Genomic DNA, 23,476 nt, shown 5'->3' with positions numbered 1-23,476 from the left:
GCTTGCAAGGAGCGAAGACCATGGAAGGCAAGGCAGAGGCGAAAACCAGGTCCGGGCTCGATGTTCTGGTCGCCGGCGCCGGCTATGTCGGCCTGGCTGCCGCCGTGTCGCTGAAACAGGCGCAACCGGAGCTTGCCGTGGCCCTGGTCGATGCCGCGCCGGCCGGCTCCTGGCAAAGGGACGGGCGCGCCTCGGCCATTGCGGCGGCCGCCTGCCGCATGCTCGAGCGGCTCGGCGTCTGGGCCGAGATCGCGCCGGAAGCGCAGGCGATCACCGAGATGATCATCACCGATTCGCGTACCGCCGATCCGGTGCGCCCGGTCTTCCTGACCTTCGACGGCGAGGTGGCGCCGGGCGAGCCCTTCGCGCATATGGTGGCCAACCGGGTGCTGAACGGCGCCTTGCGCCGCAGCGCCGAAAAGCTCGGCGTCGACATCATCGAAGGCGTTGCCGTGCAAGGGTTCGAAACCAATGGTGCGGGCATCACCGTGCATCTGGCCGACGGCGCGACGCTGAAGGCGCGGCTGCTGGTCGCCGCCGACGGCGTCAACTCGAAGCTGCGTGACATGGCCGGCATCAAGACGGTGAAGTGGGAATACGGCCAGTCCGGCATCGTCTGCACGGTGGCGCATGAACGGCCCCACAATGGCCGTGCCGAAGAGCATTTCCTGCCCGCCGGCCCGTTCGCCACGCTGCCGCTGAAGGCGGACGAGGACGGTTCCAACCGCTCGTCGATCGTCTGGGTCGAGCGGTCGGAAGATGCTCAGACGCTGGTCGCCGGCGACGACCTCCTCTTCGAGCATGAGCTGGAACAGCGTTTCGGCCTCAAGCTTGGCGAGATCCGCGTCGCCGACAAGCCGCGCGCCTGGCCGCTGGGTCTTACCATCGCGCGCGCCTTCGTCGCGCCGCGCGTGGCGCTTGCCGGCGATGCCGCCCACGGCATCCACCCGATCGCCGGCCAGGGCCTCAATCTCGGCTTCAAGGATGTGGCCGCCCTGGCCGAGGTGATCGTCGAAGCCGACCGGCTGGGCCAGGATATCGGCGCGCTCGACGTGCTCGAGCGCTACCAGCAATGGCGCCGTTTCGACACGGTGCAGATGGGCGTCACGACAGATGTGCTGAACCGGCTGTTTTCCAACGACATCGGCCCGCTGCGCGCGGTGCGCGACATCGGCCTCGGTCTGGTCGAGCGCATGCCGCGGCTGAAGGAATTCTTCATCCGCCAGGCGTCGGGGCTTTCAGCCGGCACGCCGCGTCTTTTGAAAGGCGAGGCGATCTGACCCCGCCGCGCCGCCTATGACCCGGGCACGTCATAGATCGCCCGGACCTCGATCGTGCCGAGTTCGGCCAGCGGAATGCCGCCGGCGATGTCCAGCGCCTCCTGGAGGTCCTTCGCCTCGATCATGACGAAGCCGAGCAACTGCTCCTTGGTTTCGGCGAACGGGCCGTCGGTGACCAGCCGCTTGCCCTTGCGACGGCGCACGGTCTTCGAGGTCTTCACCGATTGCAGCGCCTGCGCGACGATGAGCTTGCCTTGTTGGTCCAAGGACCGGTCGTAGGCAAGCGAATCGGCGTCGAGCTTGGCCGATCCTTCCGGGGTGAGCGCATGGAGGTCTTTCTCCTCGCCATAGACCAGGCAGACATATTTCATTTCACGCTCCCTTGCTGCGATGAATTATAGGATGCGGCGAGGAGCGTGTCAGTCTTGCCTTCGACCGCTGCCGCATGGTCGAGAAGGCATGCCGCGACCGCGATGATGGCGACAGCAGCCAGCAGCCTGCGGACACCGGACGGCGGCGGCTCCAGCCAGAAGTCCTGCCGTCGTTGAGCCTTGCGGCCTGGGACCTTCCATATTGCGAAAAACAGATTGTCCATGTGAACCTCCATCCGGCCACAATCCCGTGGTCGCCCGCAGGACGGTCGGGCCGAATGGAAGCCGACATCTTTGCACGCGGATTTTTTCGAAAGGAATGAACCGTCATCGCGCCGTGGTCCAAACAGCGCAGTGGTCTTCGCCCATGCCCGCGCTATAGTCGGCTCACCTGGACAAGTTCACGACAACCAAGGAGGAATTCATGGACCGCACCGCAACCGCCGTCTGGAAGGGCAATCTGAAGGACGGCAAAGGCACGCTCGACAGCCAGAGCGGGACCCTGAACGGCACGCCCTATTCGTTCAAGGCACGCTTCGAGGACGAGAGCGGCAAATCCGGCACCAATCCGGAAGAGTTGATCGCGGCCGCGCACGCCGGCTGCTACGCCATGCAGCTGTCGCATTTCCTGGCCGAGAACGGCACCCCGGCGGCCGAACTCGACGCCAAGGCCGTGGTGACGCTGGTTCCCGGCACCGGCATCACGGGCAGCGCGATCACCCTTGTCGGCAAGGTGCCCGGCATTGACGCCGCGAAGTTCAAGGAATTGGCCGAGAAGGCCAAGGCCGAATGCCCTGTTTCCAAAGCGCTGGGCGCCATCAACGTATCGCTCGACGCCAGGCTCGGCTGAGGGCCCGGCATCCCGGCGCGCATGGTCGCGCCGGGCATCCTCGAGCGCTCAGGCGCCCAGCGCGTCGAGCCGGGTGCGAAGGGCTGCGACTTCCTGCTCCAGCGCCTCCACTCTCGGTTCGAGGTCGGAAGCGGGCACGGCCGATGCAATGCGCTGCGCCGACAGGGCCGCAACATCGACCGGCCCGGCGAGGAGATGCACGTAGCGGTCCTCGCGTTGGCCTGGACCGCGCGGGATTTCCTGGACGAGCGGCGGTCGACGGCCGATCAGCATATCGAGTTCACCGCGCAAATCCTCGATCGACGAAAACCGTGCCATGCGCTCGCTGCGTGCCAACAATTCATGCGCCGTCTGCGGCCCGCGCAGCAAAAGCAGGCCGACCAAGGCGGTCTGCGGCGTGGTCAGCGAGAAGCGCTGCGCCATCTGGTGCTCGTAGCGCTCGACGCGGGAGCCGAACATCTGCCGTACCAGCCCCTTCTGCTCGAGCACCTTCAGCGCCCGGTGCACCTCTGTCTGCTCCAGCGCCATGACGGGCTCGCGCGCCGTCTTCTGGTTGGCGGCGGCAAGTGCTGCGTTGAGCGTCAGCGGATAGACGTCCGGCGTCAGCTCCTTCTTCTCGATGAGGCAGCCGAGCACACGCGCTTCGGGAGGAGACAGGATGGGGAGGTCCGTCATTGGATTGCAATCCTTTCTGAAGCTGGCAAAACAGAGTCCCTCTGTCCTGCCGGAGAAGGATCGCTGCGTTCAAGATTGCCGCGAGCGAGCGCCTAGACCCTTCTCTCCACCATCATCTTCTTGATTTCCGCGATCGCCTTGGCCGGATTCAAGCCCTTGGGGCAGGTCTGCGCGCAGTTCATGATGGTGTGGCAGCGATAAAGCCGGAACGGGTCCTCGAGATTGTCGAGCCGCTCGCCCGTGGCCTCGTCGCGGCTGTCGATCAGCCAGCGATAGGCCTGCAGCAAGGTTGCCGGGCCGAGATAACGGTCGCCGTTCCACCAATAGCTTGGGCAAGAGGTCGAGCAGCAGGCGCACAATATGCACTCGTAGAGCCCGTCGAGCTTCTCGCGCTCCTCATGGCTCTGCAGCCATTCCTTGGCCGGCTGCGGCGAGACCGTCTTCAGCCACGGTTCGATCGAGGCGTGCTGGGCGTAGAAATTGGTGAGGTCGGGCACCAGGTCCTTGATGACGGGCATATGCGGCAGCGGGTAAATCTTGATGGCGCCCGATATGTCGTCGCAGCCCTTGGTGCAGGCGAGCGTGTTGGAGCCGTCGATATTCATGGCGCACGAGCCGCAAATGCCCTCGCGGCAGGAGCGACGCAAGGTCAGCGTCGGGTCGATCTTGTTCTTGATCCAGAGCAGCGCGTCCAGCACCATCGGCCCGCAATCGTCCATGTCGACGAAATAGGTGTCCATGCGCGGGCTCTCGTCATCATCCGGCGACCAGCGGTAGATGCGATATTCCCTGAGATTGGTCGCGCCTTCCGGCTTCGGCCAGGTCTTGCCCTGCTGGATCTTCGAGTTCTTGGGGAGCGTGAGTTCGACCATTACCTCAGGTCCTTTCGGATGACGTGGCTGGACGTCATTTCAATACACCCTGGCCTTGGGCGCGATCTTGGCGAGACTGATGCCGCCGTCCTTTTCGGCCAGCAGCGGTTCGGTGTGCACCGGACGGTAGGAGAGCGTCACCTCACCGGTCTCGCTCAGATGGGCGAGCGTGTGCTTGCGCCAGTTGGCGTCGTCGCGGGCCGAGAAATCCTCCCGCGCGTGCGCGCCACGGCTCTCCTTGCGCGCCTCGGCGCCGTAGACCGTGGTGATGGCGTTGGCCATCAGGTTTTCCAGCTCCAGCGTCTCGACCAGGTCGGAGTTCCAGATCATCGAGCGGTCGAAAACCTTTATGTCCTTGAGCTCGCCCCAGATCTGCGAAATGCGCTTGCAACCGTTCTCCAGCGATTCCTGCGTGCGGAACACCGCCGCGTCTTCCTGCATGGCGCGCTGCATCTTCTCGCGCAGAACCGCCGTCGGCGTCGAGCCGTTGGCGTGGCGCAGCCGGTCGAAGCGGTCCATGATCTTGTCGACCGAGGCCTGGTTGGGCGACGGGATTGCAGACTTGCGATCGATGACCTGGCCGGCGCGGATCGCCGCCGCGCGTCCGAACACGACCAGGTCGATCAGCGAGTTCGATCCCAGCCGGTTGGCGCCGTGCACCGAGGCGCAACCGGCCTCGCCTACCGCCATCAGGCCGGGCGAGACCCGATCGGGATTAAGGATCGTCGGGTTGAGCACCTCGCCCCAGTAATTGGTCGGCACGCCGCCCATATTGTAGTGCACCGTCGGTAGCACCGGAATCGGCTCCTTGGTGAGATCGACGCCGGCGAAGATCTTTGCCGATTCCGAGATGCCGGGCAGCCGCTCGTGCAGCACCGCCGGATCGAGATGGTCGAGGTGCAGGAAGATATGGTCCTTGTTCTTGCCGACGCCGCGGCCTTCGCGGATTTCCAGCGTCATGCAGCGCGAGACGACGTCGCGCGAGGCAAGGTCCTTGGCCGACGGCGCGTAGCGCTCCATGAACCGCTCGCCCTCGGAATTGACGAGATAGCCGCCCTCGCCGCGCGCGCCTTCGGTGATCAGGCAGCCGGCGCCGTAGATGCCGGTCGGGTGGAACTGCACGAACTCCATGTCCTGCAGCGGAAAGCCTGCCCTGGCCGCCATGCCGCCGCCGTCGCCGGTGCAGGTGTGGGCCGACGTCGCCGAGAAATAAGCGCGGCCATAGCCGCCGGTCGCCAGCACAACCATCTTGGCCGAGAAGCGGTGGATGGTGCCGTCGTCGAGGTTCCAGGCGACGACGCCGGTGCAGGTGCCGTCCGGCTCCATGATCAGGTCGAGCGCGAAATACTCGATGAAGAACTGCGCGTTGTTCTTCAGCGACTGGCCGTAGAGCGTGTGCAGGATGGCGTGGCCGGTGCGGTCGGCGGCCGCACAGGTGCGCTGCACGGGCGGGCCATCGCCGTAATTCATCATGTGGCCGCCGAACGGCCGCTGGTAGATCTTGCCCTCCTCGGTACGAGAGAACGGCACGCCGTAATGCTCTAGCTCGTAGACGGCGGCCGGCGCTTCACGCACCAGATATTCCATGGCGTCGACATCGCCCAGCCAGTCCGAACCCTTGACGGTGTCGTACATGTGCCATTGCCAGGAGTCCGGGCCCATGTTGGAAAGCGAAGCGGCAATACCGCCCTGCGCCGCCACCGTATGCGAGCGGGTCGGGAAAACCTTGGTGATACAGGCGGTGCGCAGGCCCTGTTCGGCCATGCCCAGCGTAGCGCGCAGTCCCGCGCCCCCGGCACCGACGACCACGACGTCGAATTTGTGGTCGACATAGGTATAGCCTGCCGTATTGGCTTCTTTTGCGTCCTTGGCCAAAACGTCAGCCTCCGAATGCCAGTTTGAGCAGGGCGAAGAGCGAAGCCGCGCCGACCGCTACGGTGAAGAAAGTGTTGAGGGCGATCAGTGCCAGCTTCATGCCTTCGCCATGCACGTAATCCTCGATGATCACCTGCATGCCGATCCGCATGTGATAAAGCGGCGAGATGAGCACAAGGGCCATCATCAGCGCCACGAGCGGGTTGGCGAGCGCTGCCCGCACCTCCGCATAACCGGCGCCGTTGAGCGCGACCAGGAACCCGGTGAAGAACAGGATCAGCGGGATGTTGGCGATTGCCGTGAGGCGCTGGCGCCAGAAATGCCCGGTGCCTTCGCGGGCGGAGCCCAGGCCGCGGACTTTAGCCAGCGGCGTGCGCATGTCGGTCTTTCCAGTGCTCATGGTCAGGCTCCTCGCGCCATATAGCCGGCGATCCAGATCAGCAGCGTGAGCAGGATCGAGCCGGCCAGGGTCGCCCAGGCGATCTTGGAGGCGGTATGCTTTTCGAGACCGGCGCCGGTGTCCCAGATCAGGTGACGCACGCCGCCCAGCATGTGATGCATGAGCGCCCAGGTGTAGCCGAACAGGATCAGCCGTCCGAGCCAGGTTCCGAACGCCCAGCTCACCCAATCGAAAGTGGCTTGCGAGCTCGCCGCCGCCATCAACCATATCGCGACCAGGAGCGTGCCGAAATAGAGCGCGCCGCCGGTGATGCGATGGATGATCGACATCGTCATGGTGATCGGCGGCCGGTACACGCTGAGGTGCGGCGAAAGCGGCCGTTCACGTCTGGCGAATTCGCGGGTGGCTGGTGATTTGCTCATGGCTCCCCCAGTTCGGCGTTCCTGGAGCCTCAGGTGGAAATGCGGCATTGCCGCTTCCGGTTGCGACTTCGGACAGCCGGTTTCTAATGCTCTTTTTGCACCGCGTCAAAGCCAGAAAACCGTTTCGAAAACGTAATTTAGTCTGATTAAAAGGCAGGTCCGGGCTTCAATCGATTAGGCGTCGACGATGCCAAGCCGGCCCGTTCTCGCTGCGGTGCAGCATATATGTGACGGGCGCGGGCTTCGGCTGAGCGGATGCAGGTCAGCGGCGCCGAGCCCGCCTTCATAACCAGCGTCTCGCGGCCGTCGATCACGATCGCGTCATGTGCCTCGCCGTCAGCAACGGGGACAAGCGATGATGACCCGCCGGCTTTCGCTCCTGCGTTAACCATGTTTGTCAAGACATGGCGGAGAAACGCGCCAGCCTCTTAACAAAGGTTAAGAAAAGGTTAATTTCCGATTCGAGGAGGCTTTGTCTCCAACATGGAGGACGCCATGCGTTCGAATTCGGGCAGATCGCGCCTTGCGGCGCTCACAGTGGCGGTATTGGCCGTCGCCTTCGTCGCGCCGGCGCTGGCGGACGGACGCCACCAGGATCGGGTCTACGCCGATTCCTTCGGCAATCTCGTCATCGACAGTGCCGCCGGCTACAAGCGCATCCTCGTCGGCGAAGGCAAGCTCGCCAAGCAGCTGTCCGACTATACCAGCGCCGGCCAGCCCAAGGTGATCTACGAGAACGGGGCTGACGAGATGTCGGGCTATGGCGACTGCTATCGGCCGCCGGTGTTCGTGAAGGGGCGCAGTTATATGTATGGCCTCTCCGACGGCGAAATGCCCGAGCTCAGCCCCTGCCGATGAACAGCGCCATGGCCTGTGGCCCGGCGGAAACGCGCACGCAGTCGCGCCCGGCATCCTTCGCCTGATACAGCGCTTCATCGGCACGCCGCATCAGGTCGGAAAAATGCTCGCCGGCATGAAGTTCGGCGACGCCGAAGCTCGCCGTGCAGCGATTGTCGGCGGGGAGCCCGTCGATGGGCAGCGTCCCGAAGGCGCTGCGCGCGCCTTCAGCGAACAGCCGCGCGGCGGCAAGGTTGGTGCCTGGCAGGATGATGGCGAACTCCTCGCCGCCTATACGACCGGCGACATGGTGGTCGGCCGCGGCCTCGCGCAGGAAGCGGGCAAAGGCCTCGATGACCCGGTCGCCCGAGGCATGGCCGTAATTGTCGTTGATGGACTTGAAGTGATCGAGATCGGCGATGACCAGCGCGACTGGGACGCCGCGGCGCGCCGCGTCCCCCAGCGCCGTCTCGGCGTGACGCTCGAAGCCGCCGCGGTTGAGGAGCCGCGACAGCGTGTCCGTTTCCGACTTCGACGTCGCCTCGGCGAGCACGTCGCGCACCAGTATGGCCAGCGCCAGCAAGGCCAGCGCCACGCCGAACACGGTGCCGAGCGATTGCGACACCAGGGCATAGCTGGTCTGCAGATAGGATTGCGGGGCGGCGCCGCGGCCGCCAAGCGCATCGGCGATGAATGGCTTGCTGGCGAACTGCACGGCGCTGGCCGTCAGCACCGCCATCAGCATCCGATCGAGCCGGTCACGCCTTTGCCTGGACGACCAGACAATGCCGAACCCGGTAAGCTGCATGACGGCGTAGGGCAGCTGGTAGGCCATCTTGCTGACAAGGGACTGGCGCGGCAGATCCTGGGCGAAATAGACCGCGACAGACGCAACGGCCAGGACCAGGAGCATCGCCGACCAGGGCGGCGTCACGCCGTATCTCTGCGCAAGCCCGCCGTTGAAGGCGATGGTGGCGCCAAGGAAAACGGCAAAGGCTGCGACGACCACCAGCCGCGCATTGTCGAAGGCGGGGATGCTGAATTCAACGACGAAATAGGCCATGCCCAGCACATAGCCGAACGCCAGCCAGCGTGCCGAGACGCGTCCGATGTCATAGACGGCGATCGCCATGAAGGCCGCCGCCAGCAGCCCGGCAACGAACAGGTTGATGACAAGGATGAAGTCCGCGCCGCCCATGATTTCTCAAGTCCCTGACGGCAGCAAACCATCGACGGGCGAAAAAGAAGTTAACGGCAGGTCATACCGAAGGCTCGCGCAGGCCTCGGAGATCGGCCGAACGATGCTTGCCATCGCCCTTCACGGCGAAGCAAGAACGAAGCGGTGCGGCGCGGGCCCTGGATGATGAAGGCGTCAGGCCGATCGCCTTCAGCCGGCTTTGAGCGGCTCCGGCACAAACAGCGTTTCCGGCCGCTCATAGGACAGGCGCACGCTGTCGCGCCCGTTTTTCTTGGCCTTGTAGAGGGCCTCGTCGGCGCGGCGCATCAACGGCTCCAGCGCTTCGTCGCCGCTGCGCGCCGCTACCCCGAAACTGGCGGTGACCTTGGTGCCGGGCGGAAGTCCGTCGACGCCGCCAGCCGAGTAGGCCACGCGCACGGCCTCTGCGAACAGCCGCGCGGCGGCAAGATCGGTCAAGGGCAGGAGCACCGCGAATTCCTCGCCCCCAATACGTCCGGCCTCACCGCGCGCACCGGCGGCCGCGCTAAGCCTGGCGGCGAAGTCAGCGATCACCCGGTCGCCAGCGGCGTGCCCATGCAGGTCATTGAGCGCCTTGAAGTGGTCGAGGTCGGCCAGAACCAGGGCCACCGGCAATTTCGCCGCCGCGCAGCGTTGCAAGAGCAGGGCCGCCCGTTCCTCGAAGCCGCGCCGGTTGAGCAGGCCCGACAGCGGATCGGTGTAGGTTTCGACCTTCAACGCCTTCATCACGTCGAGCGCGGCGGCGGAGAACAGGCAAAGCGCGATCAGCAGCGACAGCAGCGCGTGCGACAGCAACGCCGTCGTCCAATAGGAGGATGTATAGAGCTCGTCATAGGTCGTGAAAGGCCCGTGTGCGACGATGACGGCAAGCGTGCGCACGAAGAAATTCAGCCCCGCGAGCAACGCCAGGACGAACAGGATATTTTCCGTCGGGCCATTGCCACGCACCTTGCGCAATTCGGCGGCCGCCACCAGGCTGATGCCGCCGAGTGCGAAGTTGATGACGAGGACCCGCCATGTCAGGTCCGGCTGGACGAACAGGAACCAGCAAAAGGCGGCCATGCCGCCGCTCGCCAAGACGCAAAGCCCGGCATAGGGCACTCGCCGGCCATGCCGCGCCACGATCGCGCCGGCCAGGCAGGATCCGGCAACGCAGAAGCATAGATTGGAGAGCAGCTTCGACGGCGCCAGGCCAACGGGCAGCGTGAAATGCTGGAACAGGAACCCGGCCGCCGCGAGCGAATAGCTTACCGCCAGCACGGCCAGATAGGGACGGTGGCGCTGATAGAACCAAAGCACGAGGAACGCCGCGCCGAGGGCCAGCGCGATCGTCGGGTTTAACAACGCTATCAGCAGGCCGGTGTCCAAAGGACCGTCACTTCCCTCGCTTGACGTCAGGGAAGACCTTAGGCCGCAAGCCCAAACAAGCGGTTAAGCGAAAGCGAATATGTGTCACGCGGGTGCGGAGCGTGACGTGGAACCGGCGCGCCGGACCTGCGTTTGTCCAGCGCAGAAGAGGAACCCATAATGGCCGATACAATCACCCTGACCGATCACGAGGCAATCCGTTCGTGGGCCGCGTCGCGCGCCGGCTTTCCGGCCATTGTCGATGTGTCGCCCGAAGCCGGCACGCAGGCGATGCTGCGGCTGGTGTTCGGCCAGCACGCCTATGAGGACGAAGACCAGCCGGAGCGTCCGATCAATGCCGGAGGTTATGAGCTGGTCGAGTGGGACGAATGGTTCAAACTCTTCGATGAACGCGGGCTGGCCCTGGTGGTCGCCGCCGAAGAACCCGGGCGCCGCGAGCAGTTCCACGAGATCATCCGCCGCGACGACCGGTGAAGCCGCAACATGTTCTGGTCAAGCACAAGGCCCGGATCGCATCGCGATCCGGGCCCGCGTTTCGATCGAACCAGCCGCGATTTACTTCCAGTCGCGAATATCGACGAAGTGACCGGCGATCGCCGCCGCCGCAGCCATGGCCGGCGACACCAGATGGGTGCGCCCTTTGAAGCCCTGCCGGCCCTCGAAATTGCGGTTCGAGGTCGAGGCGCAGCGCTCATGTGGCTTCAGCCGGTCGTCGTTCATGGCAAGGCACATCGAGCAACCCGGCTCGCGCCAGTCGAAGCCGGCGGCGAGGAAGATCTTGTCGAGCCCTTCGGCCTCGGCCTGTTCCTTGACCAGGCCGGAGCCCGGCACGATCATGGCGTTGACGCGCGGATTGACTTTTCTGCCCTCGACCACCTTGGCGGCGGCGCGAAGATCCTCGATGCGGCCGTTGGTGCAGGAACCGATGAAGACACGGTCGAGCGCGATGTCGGTGATCTTCGTTCCCGGCGTCAGGCCCATATAGTCGAGCGCGCGCTGCTTTGAGGTGCGCTTGTTTTCGTCGCTGATATCTTCCGGGTTCGGCACAATCCCTTGCACCGAGACAACATCCTCCGGGGAAGAGCCCCACGAGACGATCGGCGGCAGTTTGGCCGCATCGAGCACGATCACCTTGTCGAAATGCGCGCCTTCGTCGGATTGCAGCGTCTTCCAGTAGGCGAGCGCGGCGTCCCAGGCGGCGCCCTTGGGCGCGCGCGGCTTGTCCTTGACATAGGCGAAGGTCGTTTCGTCGGGTGCAATCAGGCCGGCGCGCGCGCCGCCCTCGATCGACATGTTGCAGATCGTCATGCGGCCTTCCATCGACAGCGAGCGGATCGCCTCGCCGGCATACTCGATGACATAGCCGGTGCCGCCGGCGGTGCCGATCTCGCCGATGATGGCGAGGATGATGTCCTTGGCGGTGACGCCTTCCGGCAACTGGCCGTCGACACGCACCAGCATGTTCTTGGCCTTACGCTGGATCAGCGTCTGCGTCGCCAGCACGTGCTCGACCTCCGACGTGCCGATGCCGTGCGCCAGCGCGCCGAAGGCGCCGTGGGTGGAGGTGTGGCTGTCGCCGCAGACGATGGTCATGCCGGGCAAGGTGAAACCCTGTTCCGGCCCGATGATATGGACGATGCCCTGGCGGATGTCGTTCTCGGAATAATACTCGACGCCGAAATCCTTGGCGTTCCTGGCCAGAGCCTCGACCTGGATGCGGCTTTCCTCGTTCTTGATGCCGAACTTGCGCTCGGGCGAGGTCGAGACGTTGTGGTCGACCACGGCCAGCGTCTTTTCGGGATGACGGACTTTGCGGCCACTCATGCGCAGGCCCTCGAAGGCCTGCGGGCTGGTCACCTCATGGACGAGGTGGCGGTCGATATAGAGCAGGCAGGTGCCGTCGTCCTGGCGGTCGACGACGTGGTCGTCGAAAATCTTGTCATAGAGGGTGCGCGGTGCGCTCATGTGCGTAAATCCGTCGATATGAGAATGGGAAGGGCAGGCGCCGAGATGTCCGGCGGAACGAGTTGATCAGTCGGCCCGCGTAAGTCGGCTGGTCGGCGCGCCGCAGACGCGCGCGGAGAAGCGCGACGGCAGGCGTTTTCTGTCCTGCAGCACGAACCCCTTGTAGGCCGGATCGCCAAAAAGCTCTTCCATGGGGGGTTAGATAGCAATGTTTTGGCTTTTCGGCAATTGGCGGGTGGCTGCGCGGGACCTGGGTTCCTCGTCCTCGCGTCCACACCTTCGGGGAAGCACCAAGCTTGGCGGCCCCGCGGCTCAAAGCACCTCGAAGACAAACGTCTTCACCAGCGCATCCGGCTCGGCAATCGCATAACAGCGGAACCACGGGCTTTGCTCGACCAGCCGCCATTTTCCCGTCCGCTCGAGCTCGTCGAACACGGTCTGGAAACCACCGCTCTCGAACACCTGGTCGCGCACGGTGAAGATGGCGTGGCCGCCTTTCTTCGTGATGCGCACCAGTTCGTGCAGGCCGGAAGCCGGCGCATGGCTGATGGTGAACACGCCGGTCGAGAAGAAGGCGCGGAAATGCCCGTCGGGCCAGGGCAGCGGGCCGCCCAGCATTGCCTGCTTCAGCTCGCCATAGGCGTTGCGGCTGCCGGCGATCTTCAGCATGTCGTCCGACAGGTCGAGCCCGGCGATATCGCCGTAGCCCAGCGCCTTCAGCGATGGTCCCGACAGGCCGGTGCCGCAGCCGGCGTCGAGCAGCGGCCCTTCGCCCGCAGGCACATGGCGCGCCACCCAGGCGGTGATGAGGAACGGCAGGAGATAACCGAGCGAGGCGGTCTCGCTGTCATAGGTCGCGGCCCATGCGGCATAGGCCTGCGCCAGGGTTTCCGGCGTATCGGCCGTATAGACCGAATCCAGCGCGGCATTGGCCTTGTCGATGTTCACGGGCATGCTCCTCCTCCAGTGCGCAACCGGAGCGTAACGCCGTCCTTGCCGAAAGACTATTCCTGATGCTGGCGGCGCAGCCGCCGTTCGAGCGCCCGGAGCGCCAGCGACAGGCCGACGGTCAGGATGAGATAGATGTAGGCTGTTATCGAATAGGTCTCGAAGAAGCGGAAGGAGCCGGCGGCATAGACCTTGCCCATCTGCGTGATGTCGGCGACGCCGAGCACCGAGACCAGCGAGGAATCCTTGACCAGGGCGACGAAGTCATTGCCAAGCGGCGGCAGGATGGTGCGGATCGCCTGCGGAAAGACGATCAGCCGGAAGCGTTGCGTCCGCGTCAGCCCCAGCGCCTTGGCCGCTTCGATCTGGCCCTTCTCGACCGCCTGGATGCCGGCCCGGAACACCTCGGAGATAAAGGCGGAATAGCCGATGGTCAGCGCCATGATGGCGCGCCACAAGAGCGAGACGTCACGCACCAGCAACTCGCCGAGATAGCCGGCGCTCTGCAGCGGCGCGGTCAGCGCGTTCCAGGCGGCGACGAAAGCCGGTGCGCCGGCGAAAGCGATCCAGAACAAAAGCACCAGGATCGGTACGCCACGGATGATCTCGACATAGAAACGCGCGATCTGCCGCAGCCACTGCGAACCCGACAATCCCATCAGCGCGATGCCGAGGCCGATCATCGAGGCCAGCGCGAAGGCGACAATGGTGACGAAGACGGTGACGCCGATGCCCTTGGCGACAGTGGCGAAGACCTGGGCATAGAGATCGCTGGCGGCGATGGCGAGCGCGGCGGCCAGGGCAAGGACAAGGGCGGCGGCCAGCCACCAGGGAAATTCAGGTCTGGCGGAGGAGGAAGTCGAGGACGGCATCAGGTATTGCCGGTGACAAAAATACCAAGGCTGCGTTCTGTCACACCCCCCTCTGGGCGCAGAGTCAGCGCAAGTTCCCGCGCATAACCATCATGCAATGCGCGTAACAACGAGGTTCACTGCCCCATCTTGTAATCAAGGAACCATTTTTTGTTCAGCGCATCGAATGTGCCGTCGGCCTTGAGCGCGGCGATGGCGGCGTTGACAGGCTTCACCAGGTCGGACCCCTTGGGGAAGATGAAGCCGAAATCCTCGGTGCCCAGCGGGCCGCCGATCAGCTTCAGCTTGCCGTCGGAAGCGTCGACATAGCCCTTGCCGGCGGTGCCGTCCGTGAGCACCACATCGACGTCGCCAGTCTTCAGCGCCTGCACGGTAGCACCGAACGTCTCGAACAGCTTTATGCGCGGGTTCTGCTCATTGCCGTCCAGCACGCTGTAGACAGCGGTGTAGAAGGGCGTCGTGCCGGCCTGCGCGCCGATCAGCCCGTCCTTGAAGGCGCCGAAGGTCTTGGCGTCGGTGAAGCGGCTCTCGTCGCCGCGCACCAGCATGAACTGTTCCGAGCGCATATAGGGGTCGGAGAAATCCACCTTCTGCTTGCGGTCGTCCTTGATGGTGATGCCGGTCATGCCAATGTTGTACTGGTTGTCGGAAACCGCCTGGATCATCGCGTCCCAGGAGGTGTTCTGGTACTCGACGGTGAAATTCAGCCGCTTGGCGATCTCGTTCATCGCGTCATATTCCCAGCCGATCTGTTTTCCGGTCTTGGCATCGATGAACTGCAGCGGCGGATAGGCGTTTTCCGTCACCACCACCACTTTCTTGCCGCCGAGATCGGGCAGCGCCTGGGCGAAGGCGGCAACGGGCGCAAGCATGACGGCAAGCAGGCCGGCCAGCAGCAGTAGCGATTTGGTCATGACACACTCCCCGGAAGTGAAAGCGCCCGGACATGGCCGGGCCTGCAAAGGAAATCCGGCGCCGACTTTAGCTCTCCGCAAGCGCCATGCAAGACGCTCCGCTACGCCACGGCTGGCGAAAAACGCAAATAGATACTTTCGGCCGGGATTTTGGGGAACGATCCTTGCCGTGGCCGATCAGCCGCGCTGCGGCGCTCCGGCATCGGCCTCGCGCAGCCCGGCGACAAAGCGGGTCAGCGTGCCGTGCAGCGACTTCAGCTCGGCTGGGTCGAGAGGCAGGCTGCAGAGCATGGCGGCGGGGATGTCCCTGGCGCGCTCGCGCAGAGCCTGGCCCTTGGCGGTCGGCTCGACCAGCACGCGGCGCTCGTCGGCAGGATCGCGCCGGCGCGTAACCAGGCCGCCGGCCTCGAGCCGCTTGAGCAGCGGCGTCAGCGTCGCCGAATCGAGGCCCAGCGCCTCGCCGAGCTCGCCCACCGTGCTCGGCGCGCGCTCCCACAGCGCCAGCATGGCCAGATATTGCGGATAGGTCAGACCAAGCGGATCGAGCAACGGCCGGTAGAGCTTCGTCATCAATCCGCTTGCCGAATAGAGCGCGAAGCAGAGTTGATCGCGGAGCCTTGGAACCGCGCTGGTCCCGGCGTCATCCGCCGGGACCTGGTCAGCCGTGTCTTTGGTTTTCGCCGTCATGTCGCCTTTGCCGAAATCGCCACCTCGACATTGCCCCTGGTTGCGTTGGAGTAGGGGCAAATCTGGTGCGCCGCCGATACAAGCGCTTCTGCGGCCGCCTGATCAAGGCCTTTCGTCTCGGCCGCCAAGGAAACGCCGAGCTTGAAACCCTCGCCATTGGGAAGAAGGTCGACGGTCGCGGTTACCGCGGCGTCGGCAAGCGGAAGCTTCTGTTTACGCGCGACGAAGCGGATGGCGCTTTCGAAGCAGGCGGCGTAGCCGATGGCGAAAAGCTGCTCGGGATTGGTGGCGCCGCCCGGCCCGCCGAGCTCCTTGGGCATCGCCAGATCGACCTTGAGCAGACCATCGCTGGTCTCGCCATGGCCGGCGCGGCCGCCGGTGACGCGAGCCTGTGTGGTATAAAGTGCCATCATACATCTCCAATTATATAGTGTACGATTAATTAGTGTACTAATTGCTGTTTCGTCAACACCCCGGATCCTGATCCTGCGGAGGAAAAGCGATCACAGTCTGGTGAACAAAAAAAGGCGGCCGAAGCCGCCTTTTCAAAATCCTTCGTCGAAAACCTTATTCGGCGGCTGCGGCTTCCGCAGCCTTGGCGGCTTCGTCGGCGGCCTTCTTCTCGGCGGCTTCCTTGGCGGCCGTCTCCGCGGCCAGCGCCTGCGCGGCGGCAACCTTCTCGGCCTCGATGCGCGCCTTCTCGGCGTTCAGCGCATCGCGCTCCTCATCGTTGAGCTTGCGGGCGCGCACGCCGGTGTTCTCCGAAATACGGGCCGACTTGCCGCGACGGTCGCGCAGGTAATAGAGCTTGGCACGACGCACCTTGCCGCGACGCACGATCTCGACGCCTTCGACCATTGGCGAAAACACCGGGAAGACGCGCTCGACGCCTTCGCCGTAGGAGATCTTGCGGACGGTGAAATTTTCCTGGAAGCCGGAACCGGCGCGGGCGATGACGACGCCTTCATAGGCCTGGACGCGGGTGCGGGTGCCTTCGGTCACGCGGACCTGGACGCGCACGGTGTCGCCGGGCTGAAATTCGGGAAGCTTGCGCTTGGCTTCGATCTTGGCGGCCTGTTCGGCCTCGAGCTGACGGATGAGATCCATCTCAGTAATCCACTTCTTGTTCTTCCGACAGTCAGAGCGCCCGGCGCTCGCCTTGCAGTTCCAATGACCGCTCGGCTATGCCCTTTGTTCGAGAACATCGGGCAGGGGCGACTACACCGCCATTGTTGACGGGTCCGGCAGATTTCTCCCGGTTCGGCGGGCACATACAGCTATTTCGACGCTTTGTCACGTCTTGGCCGCGTCTTTTTTGCTCGCGTGCACCATCGTATCTGTCCACTGCCGGGTTGCAAGGGCCCTTCAAGCTGCCTAAGGCGGGGCAACCATAGTTCTCCGGCGGCATCCTCATGTCCTTTTTCGACGCGGTTCTGCTATTCATGGCGGGTTTTCTTTCCGGCGCCGCCAATGCGGTCGCGGGCGGCGGCACCTTCATCACCTTCGGCGCCATGACCTTGGTCGGCCTGCCGCCGATCGTCGCCAACGCCACCTCCTCGGTGACGCAATTTCCCGGCTATGTCACCTCGACGCTGGCCTACCGGGACGACATCCGTCATTTCTGGCGTGGCGCCCTGCTGCTCTGCCTGATATCGGCGCTCGGCGCACTGGCCGGCGCGCTCATCCTGTTGGCGCTGGACAATCCGTCATTTCGCATCCTGGTGCCGTGGCTGCTGCTGGCCGCGACGGCGCTGTTCGCCGCCGGGCCGTGGCTGAAGCCCGCACCCAAGCCGGGGCATGAGGCTTCTGTGGGCTCATTGGCCGGCTCGCTGGCGCAGTTCGTCACGGCCATCTATGGCGGCTTCTTCGGGGCGGGCATGGGCGTGATGATGCTGGCGACGCTCGGCCTGACCCAGGCCGGCGACTACCACCGCCTGAATGCGCTGAAAAACATGCTGGCAATTGTCATCGCGGCGGTCGCCATCGTCGTCTTCGTCTCGGGTGGCGTTGTCGCCTGGCCGCAGGCGATCATCATGATCCCCGGCGGCGCGCTGGGCGGCTATGCCGGCGTGTGGATCGCCAAGCGCGTGCCGCAGAATGTGGTGCGCGGCTTCGTCGTCGCGGTCGGGCTGTTCCTGGCGTTCTACTATTTCGCCAAGGGCTGAGGAGAGCCGAGCAAGTCCGGCCGCCGTTCTCGAGTCAGCTTCTCCGACTCTGCCCGCCGCCAAGCTGCGATCTTGCCGTGGTTGCCCGAGGTCAGCACCTCGGGAATGGGCCGGCCCTCGAAATCCTGTGGCCGCGTGTAATGCGGGTGTTCGAGCAGGCCGTTTTCAAAGCTCTCTTCTTCACCCGACACGGCATTGCCCATGACGCCGGGCAGCAGCCGCACCACCGCATCGAGCAGCACAAGCGCCGCCGGCTCGCCGCCGGAGAGGATGAAGTCGCCGATGGAGACTTCCTCCAAATTCCGCGCGTCGATCACCCGCTGGTCGATGCCTTCGAAGCGGCCGCACAGGATGACGGCGCCCGGCCCAGCGGCCAGTTCGCGCACGCGCGCCTGCGTCAGCGGCTTTCCACGTGGGCTCATCAGCAGCCGTGGCCGCAAATCGCCTTCGGGCGAGGCATGGTCGATCGCCCTGGCCAAGACATCGGCGCGCATGACCATTCCGGCGCCGCCGCCGGCCGGCGTGTCGTCGACAGTGCGGTGGCGGTCGGTTGCGAAGTCGCGGATCTGGATTGCCTGCAGCGACCATGTACCGGCCTCCAGCGCCCGCCCGGCCAGCGACAGGCCAAGCAGACCCGGAAACATTTCCGGGTAGAGCGTAAGCACGGAGGCGGAGAAGCTCACCGGTTGCCCCCGGCGTCCCTCGGGCCGCGCGGCCTGCCCTTCGGGTCGAAGCCTTCCTCGCGCGGCGCTTCGCCGTCCTCGTCCTCGACCAGCCCGGCCGCCGCCGGGTCGACGCGCACAAAACCCCCGGCGATCGACACTTCGGGCACAGCGGCCTGCGTGAACGGGATCAACACGCCCTTGCGGCCGGAGAGCGTCACATCGAGGATGTCGCCGCCGCCGAAATTGTGCACTGCGACCACCTTGCCAAGGACGGTTCCCGTATCGTCCCGAACCTCCAGACCGATCAGGTCGGCATGATAGAATTCGTCCTCCTCGCCGTCATCGGGCAGCATAGAGCGATCGACGAACAGCTCCGTGCCGGCCAGCGCCTCGGCCGCGTCGCGGTCACTGACACCCTTGAAGCGCACCACAACCACGGTGTTGGCAGGCCTTATGTCGATGATCTGGAAGGCGCGGCCGTCCTTGGCATAAAGCGGCCCGTAATCGGCGAGCGCCAGCGGATCGCCGGTGAAGGTTTTGACGCGCAATTCGCCCTTGATGCCGTGGGCGGCGCCAATCACGGCCATCTGGACGGGGTTCTGGGGCTTGCTCATGGCGCGCTTTTACCTTCGTCATCCACGGTCGGAGCAGGCGCGAAGCGACTGCGCAGACCCGAGGATCCATTCCGTTACTGTGATCAAAACCCACGGCAGTTCAGAAAGGCTCACGGGTCTCGTCCCTGCAACTCTCTATTGGCGGACATCCTGCGGTCTCCGCAGCAAAAAGGCACCGGGCATTTCAGCCAATCAACAAGGTTATGACTTGCCGCCAATCGACTCCTAGCCCCACCGGGTTGTCATTTCAATGACGGCCTCTTCACCGCTTCCTAACCCGGCTGCCGGAAAATGACGGCGAACCGGAACGACGCCATGCAGGAATTCCTTATCCCGGCAAAGCCCGACCTTCAGGCGGTGCGCGAAAGCTGGCTCAAGATGCTCGCGCGAGAACGTCGGCTGTCGCCCGAGACGGTGGAAGCCTATGAGCGCGACACCAGGCAGTTCCTGCATTTCCTGACGGGGCATAATGGCGGACCGCCCGGCATTGCCGACATCGCCGAACTGCGCCCGGCCGACCTGCGCGGTTTTCTCGCCGCCCGTCGCAATGAAGGCGCAGGCGCCCGCACGCTCGGCCGGGGGCTGGCCGGCATTCGCTCACTCTTGCGCTTCCTGGAACGGCGTGGTCTCGCCAACGCAGCGGGCGCGGCGGCCCTGCGCGCGCCGCGCCAACCCAAGTCGCTGCCGAAACCGCTGACGGCCAGTGACGCAAAACATGTCGTTTCCGTCGAGGGTCAATTGGCGGAGGAACCCTGGATCGCCGCCCGCAACGCCGCCGTGCTGACGCTGCTCTACGGCTCGGGCCTGCGCATTTCCGAGGCGCTCGGCCTTGCCGGCGCCGACCTGGCGTCGGAGGCCGACACGGTGCTGCGCGTCACCGGTAAGGGTGGCAAGACGCGGTTGGTGCCGGTGCTGCCGGTGGCGCTCAAGGCGATTGCCGAATACCGCCGGCTGTGCCCCTACCATCTCGACCCCAAGGGCCTGTTGTTTCGCGGCGCGCGCGGCGGCCCGCTCAACCCGGCCATCGTCCAGCGCGAGATGGCCAAGCTGCGCTCAGCGCTCAACCTGCCGGACACGGCAACGCCGCACGCCTTGCGCCATTCCTTTGCCACGCATCTGCTCGGCCGCGGCGGCGACCTGCGCACCATCCAGGAACTACTCGGCCATGCCAGCCTGTCGACCACGCAGATCTACACCGGCGTCGATACGGCGAGGCTGCTGGAGATCTATGAATCGGCTCACCCGAGGGCATGAAGTATTGGGGTTGTGCGAGGCTTCCGGACTTTGCCACGGGATGATGATGGGTGGGCGGCTCAACTAACCACAGGCCGCTCAGTAATCCGAGCGATCGTCGAAAACTGATTGAACCGAAGACAATTTCGTTCTCCGGGTTAACCGTTTTGCCGTTTTTCCAGCTTAGGAAAGGACCATGAAACGGGTCATCGTCATCGCCGACCGCGCTGCGCTCTTCTCGCTGAAGCTGCTCTTGGCGCTCCATGTGCTGTTTTTCCTGTCTCTGCTCGCCGTCCTGTTGTTCGCGGCCGGCAAGGCGCATGCCGAAATCCCATCCTGCACCGGCGCCGACATGCTGTCGGCGTTGCAGAAAAGCGACCCGTCCACCTACCGCAAGATCGAGGCGGAAGCCGCCGCAACGCCGAACGGCAAGGGCCTGCTGTGGAAGCTGGAGAAGCCGGGCGAACAGCCGTCCTTCCTGTTTGGCACCATGCATATGACCGACCCGCGTGTCACAGCGCTGCCGCCGGCGGCGCAGAAGGCCTATGACGGCGCCGGCACCATCGTGATCGAGACCACCGAAGTGCTCGACCAGCAGAAGATGATGGCGGCTCTGCTCAAGCAGCCGGAGCTGATGATGTTCACCGACAGCACCACGCTGTCGTCGCTGCTGTCGCCTGACGACGCTGCGGCTGTCGACAAGGCGCTCGACGAACGCGGCATCCCGCCGGCAACCGTCGCCAAGATGAAGCCGTGGATGCTGTCGGCCATGGTGGCGCTTCCAGCCTGCGAGCTCGCCCGCAAGGCCGGCGGCGCGCCGGTGCTCGACGTCAAGCTTGCCGAGGATGCCAAGGCCTCCGGCAAATCCGTCGAAGGGCTGGAAACCGTCGCCGGCCAGCTGCGCGCCATGGCTTCGCTGCCGATTGCGTTCCACATGAAGGGACTGGTCGACACGCTGAAGCTCGGCGACAGAATGAACGACGTCAATGAAACCATGATCGTGCTCTACCAGCGCGGCGAGACCGGCATGTTCTGGCCGCTGTTTCGCGCCGTGCTACCCGGCGAGACGGGCGACGCGACAGGCTACGCGGCATTCGAGCAGACCATGATCACCAGCCGCAACAAGGCGATGGTCGATCATGCCGGACCATTCCTCGCCAAAGGCAACGCCTTCATCGCCGTCGGCGCGCTGCATCTGCCCGGTCCGGAGGGGCTGGTCGAGGATTTCCGCAAAGCCGGCTATACTGTCACCGCTGTCGATTGAGTCGCGTGGGCAGCGGAGGACCCAAGGCGCCGCGTTTTCGGCGCTTTCCTTCCCTAGCGTGAAACCCCTTCAACGGTTGCGCGTTGATGGCTGTTGATTGATCATTTTCATCCACGGAGGACACTTTTATGGCGAATCCATCAAACGACACGCCCAGATCAGGTGGCGGCGGCAGCCCTTGGCTGATTGCATTGGTCGTCGTTATTCTGGCTGTAGTCGCGTATTATGTTTTCGGAAGAAGTGGTGAGCATCCGGCGACCGAACCGCCGGCCGCGAGCACACCGGCCCCGGCCCCAGCGCCCGCGGAACCGATGAAGCCCGCCGAACCGACACCCGCGCCCGCCCCTGCACCAGCACCCGCTCCGGCTCCTGCACCGGCGACACCGGCTCCTGCACCGGCCCCAGCTCCCGCACCGGCCCAGTAATCCGGGCCACGGCTTTCAACGAAGAACGGCCCGCCTTCCGGCGGGCCGTTCTGTTTGGGCAGGCAAGGAGGCAATTCCCTCAGGGAAAGCGCTACGCGCTTTTTCCCAGGAAAAGCGTTTCACGGTTTTCCTGGATCGTTCTAAATATGGATCGGCTTGAAGAACGTCGCCAATGCCGCTTCCTTCACTGCTTCCGACATGGTCGGATGGGCATGGCAGGTGCGTGCGAGATCTTCCGACGAGCCGCCGAATTCCATCAGCACCGCCGCCTCGTGGATCATCTCGCCGGCGCCGAAGCCGACGATGTGAACGCCGAGCACGCGGTCGGTGGCCTTGTCGGCCAGGATCTTGACGAAGCCGTCGGTGTGCAGCATGGCGCGTGCCCGGCCATTGGCGGTGAACGGAAACTTTCCGACCTTGTAGTCGATGCCGGCCTTCTTCAATTCCTCCTCGGTCTTGCCGACCGAAGCGATCTCCGGGCTGGTGTAGACGACGCTCGGAATGACGTCGTAGTTCACATGGCCGGCCTGGCCGGCAATCGTCTCGGCGACCGCTACGCCCTCATCCTCGGCCTTGTGCGCCAGCATCGGCCCGGCGATGACATCGCCGATGGCATAGATGCCTGCTATGTTGGTCCTGAGGTGCGCGTCGGTCTTGACCCGGCCGCGCTCATCGACCTCGATGCCCGCTTCCTTCAGGCCCAGGCTGTCGGCGAAAGCGCGGCGGCCGGTGGCGATCAGCACCATGTCGGCTTCGATCGTCTCGGCCGCGCCGCCTTTCACAGGCTCGAAAGTGACGCTGGCGCCCTTCTTGGCCTTGGCGACGCCGGTGACCTTGGCGCCGAGCCTGAATTCGAAGCCCTGCTTGGAGAGCAGCCGCTGGAATTGCTTGGAGACTTCGCCGTCCATACCGCCGAGGATGGTGTCGAGGAATTCGACCACGGTGACCTTGGCCCCGAGCCGCGCCCAGACCGAGCCGAGCTCGAGCCCGATGACCCCGCCGCCGACCACGACGAGATGGCCGGGCACCTTGTCCAGCGACAGCGCGCCGGTCGAGGAAACGATGACTTTTTCGTCGAAGTCGACTGTGACGCCAGGAATGCCGGCGACGTCCGAGCCGGTGGCGATGACGATGTTCTTCGTCTCGATTTCCTCGACCTTGCCGTCCTCGCTGGTCACCGACACCTTGCCCGCAGCGATCACCGTGCCGATGCCGCGAAAGCTGTCGATCTTGTTCTTCTTGAACAGGAAGGCGACGCCGTTGACGTTCGCCGTCACCGTCGCGTCCTTGTGCGCCATCATCTTCTTTAAATTGAGCTTCGGCGTCACTTCGACACCCAGCGTGTCGAAGGAATGGCCGGCCTCGGCGAACATCTCGGAGGCATGCAGCAACGCCTTGGACGGAATGCAGCCGATGTTGAGGCAGGTGCCGCCGAAGGTCGGGTTCTTCTCGACCACCGCGACCTTCAGCCCGAGCTGCGCCGCCTTGATGGCGCAGACATAGCCGCCCGGTCCCGAGCCGATGATTACGACGTCATAAGCCATGTTCGTTTCCCTTT

At 64.6% G+C, this 23,476-nt stretch carries 27 protein-coding genes; 7 read left to right on the top strand and 20 right to left on the bottom strand.

All coding sequences use genetic code 11. The annotated features are described in order from the left end of the window. Nucleotides 1–20 precede the first annotated feature (20 nt). Nucleotides 21–1,280: a ubiquinone biosynthesis hydroxylase gene (locus LB532_RS01945; RefSeq protein WP_140643332.1), complete on the top strand. Its 1,260-nt coding sequence runs from the start codon at nt 21–23 to the stop codon at nt 1,278–1,280. Nucleotides 1,281–1,294: 14 nt separating this feature from the next. Here the strand turns inward: LB532_RS01945 and LB532_RS01940 are convergent, their stop codons facing one another. Next, entirely contained in the window at nt 1,295–1,651 is a 357-nt protein-coding gene (locus tag LB532_RS01940; RefSeq protein ID WP_140550698.1) for a YciI family protein, read from the bottom strand. Beyond that, entirely contained in the window at nt 1,648–1,875 is a 228-nt protein-coding gene (locus LB532_RS01935) for a hypothetical protein (protein ID WP_140643331.1), read from the bottom strand. Before LB532_RS01935 ends, LB532_RS01940 begins: the two co-directional genes overlap by 4 nt. Before the next feature lie 200 nt (nt 1,876–2,075). On the opposite strand from LB532_RS01935, the gene LB532_RS01930 reads away from it, so the two are divergent. Next, on the top strand, nt 2,076–2,501 hold the full coding sequence (locus tag LB532_RS01930; RefSeq protein WP_140492697.1) for an OsmC family protein: 426 nt from the start codon (nt 2,076–2,078) through the stop codon (nt 2,499–2,501). A 48-nt stretch (nt 2,502–2,549) separates the two neighbouring features. On the opposite strand, the gene LB532_RS01925 is transcribed toward LB532_RS01930, so the two are convergent. From LB532_RS01925 to sdhC, 5 genes are all read right to left on the bottom strand, one after another. Continuing rightward, the gene (locus tag LB532_RS01925) at nt 2,550–3,176 is read right to left on the bottom strand and encodes a YceH family protein (protein WP_140643329.1); all 627 of its coding nucleotides are present in this window, start codon (nt 3,174–3,176) and stop codon (nt 2,550–2,552) included. A 92-nt stretch (nt 3,177–3,268) separates the two neighbouring features. Beyond that, on the bottom strand, nt 3,269–4,048 hold the full coding sequence (locus LB532_RS01920) for a succinate dehydrogenase iron-sulfur subunit (protein WP_140643328.1): 780 nt from the start codon (nt 4,046–4,048) through the stop codon (nt 3,269–3,271). A gap of 39 nt (nt 4,049–4,087) precedes the next feature. After that, complete coding sequence (gene sdhA, locus LB532_RS01915) at nt 4,088–5,923, bottom strand: succinate dehydrogenase flavoprotein subunit (RefSeq protein WP_140518102.1); 1,836 nt, start codon at nt 5,921–5,923, stop codon at nt 4,088–4,090. A 4-nt stretch (nt 5,924–5,927) separates the two neighbouring features. Then, complete coding sequence (gene sdhD / locus LB532_RS01910) at nt 5,928–6,323, bottom strand: succinate dehydrogenase, hydrophobic membrane anchor protein (protein ID WP_140643326.1); 396 nt, start codon at nt 6,321–6,323, stop codon at nt 5,928–5,930. Between the two features lie 2 nt (nt 6,324–6,325). Next, nucleotides 6,326–6,745 (bottom strand): succinate dehydrogenase, cytochrome b556 subunit, encoded by a 420-nt coding sequence (gene sdhC / locus LB532_RS01905; protein WP_140550703.1) that lies wholly within the window; start codon nt 6,743–6,745, stop codon nt 6,326–6,328. A 495-nt stretch (nt 6,746–7,240) separates the two neighbouring features. Here sdhC and LB532_RS01900 point away from each other — a divergent pair, with 495 nt between their 5' ends. Beyond that, nucleotides 7,241–7,603, top strand: a complete 363-nt coding sequence (locus tag LB532_RS01900; RefSeq protein ID WP_140643322.1) for a hypothetical protein — start codon at nt 7,241–7,243, stop codon at nt 7,601–7,603. Here the strand turns inward: LB532_RS01900 and LB532_RS01895 are convergent. Then, nucleotides 7,587–8,780, bottom strand: coding sequence for a sensor domain-containing diguanylate cyclase (locus tag LB532_RS01895; RefSeq protein WP_140643320.1), 1,194 nt, complete (start codon nt 8,778–8,780; stop codon nt 7,587–7,589). The genes LB532_RS01900 and LB532_RS01895 overlap by 17 nt on opposite strands. 189 nt (nt 8,781–8,969) lie before the next feature. Beyond that, nucleotides 8,970–10,166: a GGDEF domain-containing protein gene (locus tag LB532_RS01890; RefSeq protein ID WP_140643318.1), complete on the bottom strand. Its 1,197-nt coding sequence runs from the start codon at nt 10,164–10,166 to the stop codon at nt 8,970–8,972. Between the two features lie 159 nt (nt 10,167–10,325). Here LB532_RS01890 and LB532_RS01885 point away from each other — a divergent pair, with 159 nt between their 5' ends. After that, nucleotides 10,326–10,640: a hypothetical protein gene (locus LB532_RS01885; protein WP_140492726.1), complete on the top strand. Its 315-nt coding sequence runs from the start codon at nt 10,326–10,328 to the stop codon at nt 10,638–10,640. Between the two features lie 81 nt (nt 10,641–10,721). Here the strand turns inward: LB532_RS01885 and leuC are convergent, their stop codons facing one another. From leuC to rplS, 8 genes are all read right to left on the bottom strand, one after another. Next, nucleotides 10,722–12,131, bottom strand: coding sequence for a 3-isopropylmalate dehydratase large subunit (gene leuC / locus LB532_RS01880; RefSeq protein ID WP_140643316.1), 1,410 nt, complete (start codon nt 12,129–12,131; stop codon nt 10,722–10,724). Between the two features lie 66 nt (nt 12,132–12,197). Then, on the bottom strand, nt 12,198–12,323 hold the full coding sequence (locus LB532_RS30010; protein WP_140492732.1) for a hypothetical protein: 126 nt from the start codon (nt 12,321–12,323) through the stop codon (nt 12,198–12,200). Nucleotides 12,324–12,443: 120 nt separating this feature from the next. Further along, on the bottom strand, nt 12,444–13,079 hold the full coding sequence (locus LB532_RS01875) for a class I SAM-dependent DNA methyltransferase (RefSeq protein ID WP_140643493.1): 636 nt from the start codon (nt 13,077–13,079) through the stop codon (nt 12,444–12,446). 56 nt (nt 13,080–13,135) lie between these two features. After that, nucleotides 13,136–13,951, bottom strand: coding sequence for an amino acid ABC transporter permease (locus tag LB532_RS01870; protein ID WP_140643314.1), 816 nt, complete (start codon nt 13,949–13,951; stop codon nt 13,136–13,138). Between the two features lie 116 nt (nt 13,952–14,067). Continuing rightward, complete coding sequence (locus LB532_RS01865) at nt 14,068–14,865, bottom strand: transporter substrate-binding domain-containing protein (RefSeq protein ID WP_140643312.1); 798 nt, start codon at nt 14,863–14,865, stop codon at nt 14,068–14,070. Nucleotides 14,866–15,042: 177 nt separating this feature from the next. Continuing rightward, complete coding sequence (locus LB532_RS01860) at nt 15,043–15,552, bottom strand: MarR family winged helix-turn-helix transcriptional regulator (RefSeq protein ID WP_140643310.1); 510 nt, start codon at nt 15,550–15,552, stop codon at nt 15,043–15,045. After that, entirely contained in the window at nt 15,549–15,965 is a 417-nt protein-coding gene (locus LB532_RS01855) for an organic hydroperoxide resistance protein (RefSeq protein ID WP_181169542.1), read from the bottom strand. The genes LB532_RS01860 and LB532_RS01855 overlap by 4 nt, the downstream gene beginning before the upstream one ends. A gap of 154 nt (nt 15,966–16,119) precedes the next feature. Beyond that, on the bottom strand, nt 16,120–16,659 hold the full coding sequence (rplS, locus tag LB532_RS01850; protein ID WP_140492749.1) for a 50S ribosomal protein L19: 540 nt from the start codon (nt 16,657–16,659) through the stop codon (nt 16,120–16,122). Nucleotides 16,660–16,964: 305 nt separating this feature from the next. On the opposite strand from rplS, the gene LB532_RS01845 reads away from it, so the two are divergent. After that, on the top strand, nt 16,965–17,717 hold the full coding sequence (locus tag LB532_RS01845; protein WP_140643307.1) for a sulfite exporter TauE/SafE family protein: 753 nt from the start codon (nt 16,965–16,967) through the stop codon (nt 17,715–17,717). Here LB532_RS01845 and trmD read toward each other — a convergent pair. Continuing rightward, nucleotides 17,699–18,400 (bottom strand): tRNA (guanosine(37)-N1)-methyltransferase TrmD, encoded by a 702-nt coding sequence (gene trmD / locus LB532_RS01840; protein WP_140643305.1) that lies wholly within the window; start codon nt 18,398–18,400, stop codon nt 17,699–17,701. The two genes, LB532_RS01845 and trmD, sit on opposite strands and share 19 nt — an antisense overlap. Then, nucleotides 18,397–18,996 (bottom strand): ribosome maturation factor RimM, encoded by a 600-nt coding sequence (gene rimM, locus LB532_RS01835; protein ID WP_140643303.1) that lies wholly within the window; start codon nt 18,994–18,996, stop codon nt 18,397–18,399. The genes trmD and rimM overlap by 4 nt, the downstream gene beginning before the upstream one ends. Before the next feature lie 315 nt (nt 18,997–19,311). Here rimM and LB532_RS01830 point away from each other — a divergent pair, with 315 nt between their 5' ends. Together LB532_RS01830 and LB532_RS01825 are read left to right on the top strand one after the other, a co-directional pair. Continuing rightward, on the top strand, nt 19,312–20,250 hold the full coding sequence (locus tag LB532_RS01830) for a tyrosine recombinase XerC (protein WP_224556319.1): 939 nt from the start codon (nt 19,312–19,314) through the stop codon (nt 20,248–20,250). A gap of 175 nt (nt 20,251–20,425) precedes the next feature. After that, the gene (locus LB532_RS01825) at nt 20,426–21,493 is read left to right on the top strand and encodes a TraB/GumN family protein (protein WP_140641058.1); all 1,068 of its coding nucleotides are present in this window, start codon (nt 20,426–20,428) and stop codon (nt 21,491–21,493) included. A gap of 565 nt (nt 21,494–22,058) precedes the next feature. Here the strand turns inward: LB532_RS01825 and lpdA are convergent. Then, a complete protein-coding gene (gene lpdA / locus LB532_RS01820) occupies nt 22,059–23,462 on the bottom strand; it encodes a dihydrolipoyl dehydrogenase (protein WP_140641060.1) in 1,404 nt (467 codons plus the stop codon). Between the last annotated feature and the right edge of the window lie 14 nt (nt 23,463–23,476).

Origin of the sequence: Mesorhizobium sp. ESP-6-2 (assembly GCF_020164675.1) — a bacterium.
Classification (GTDB): Bacteria; Pseudomonadota; Alphaproteobacteria; order Rhizobiales; family Rhizobiaceae; genus Mesorhizobium.
This window is presented reverse-complemented; position numbering and strand designations above follow the sequence as displayed.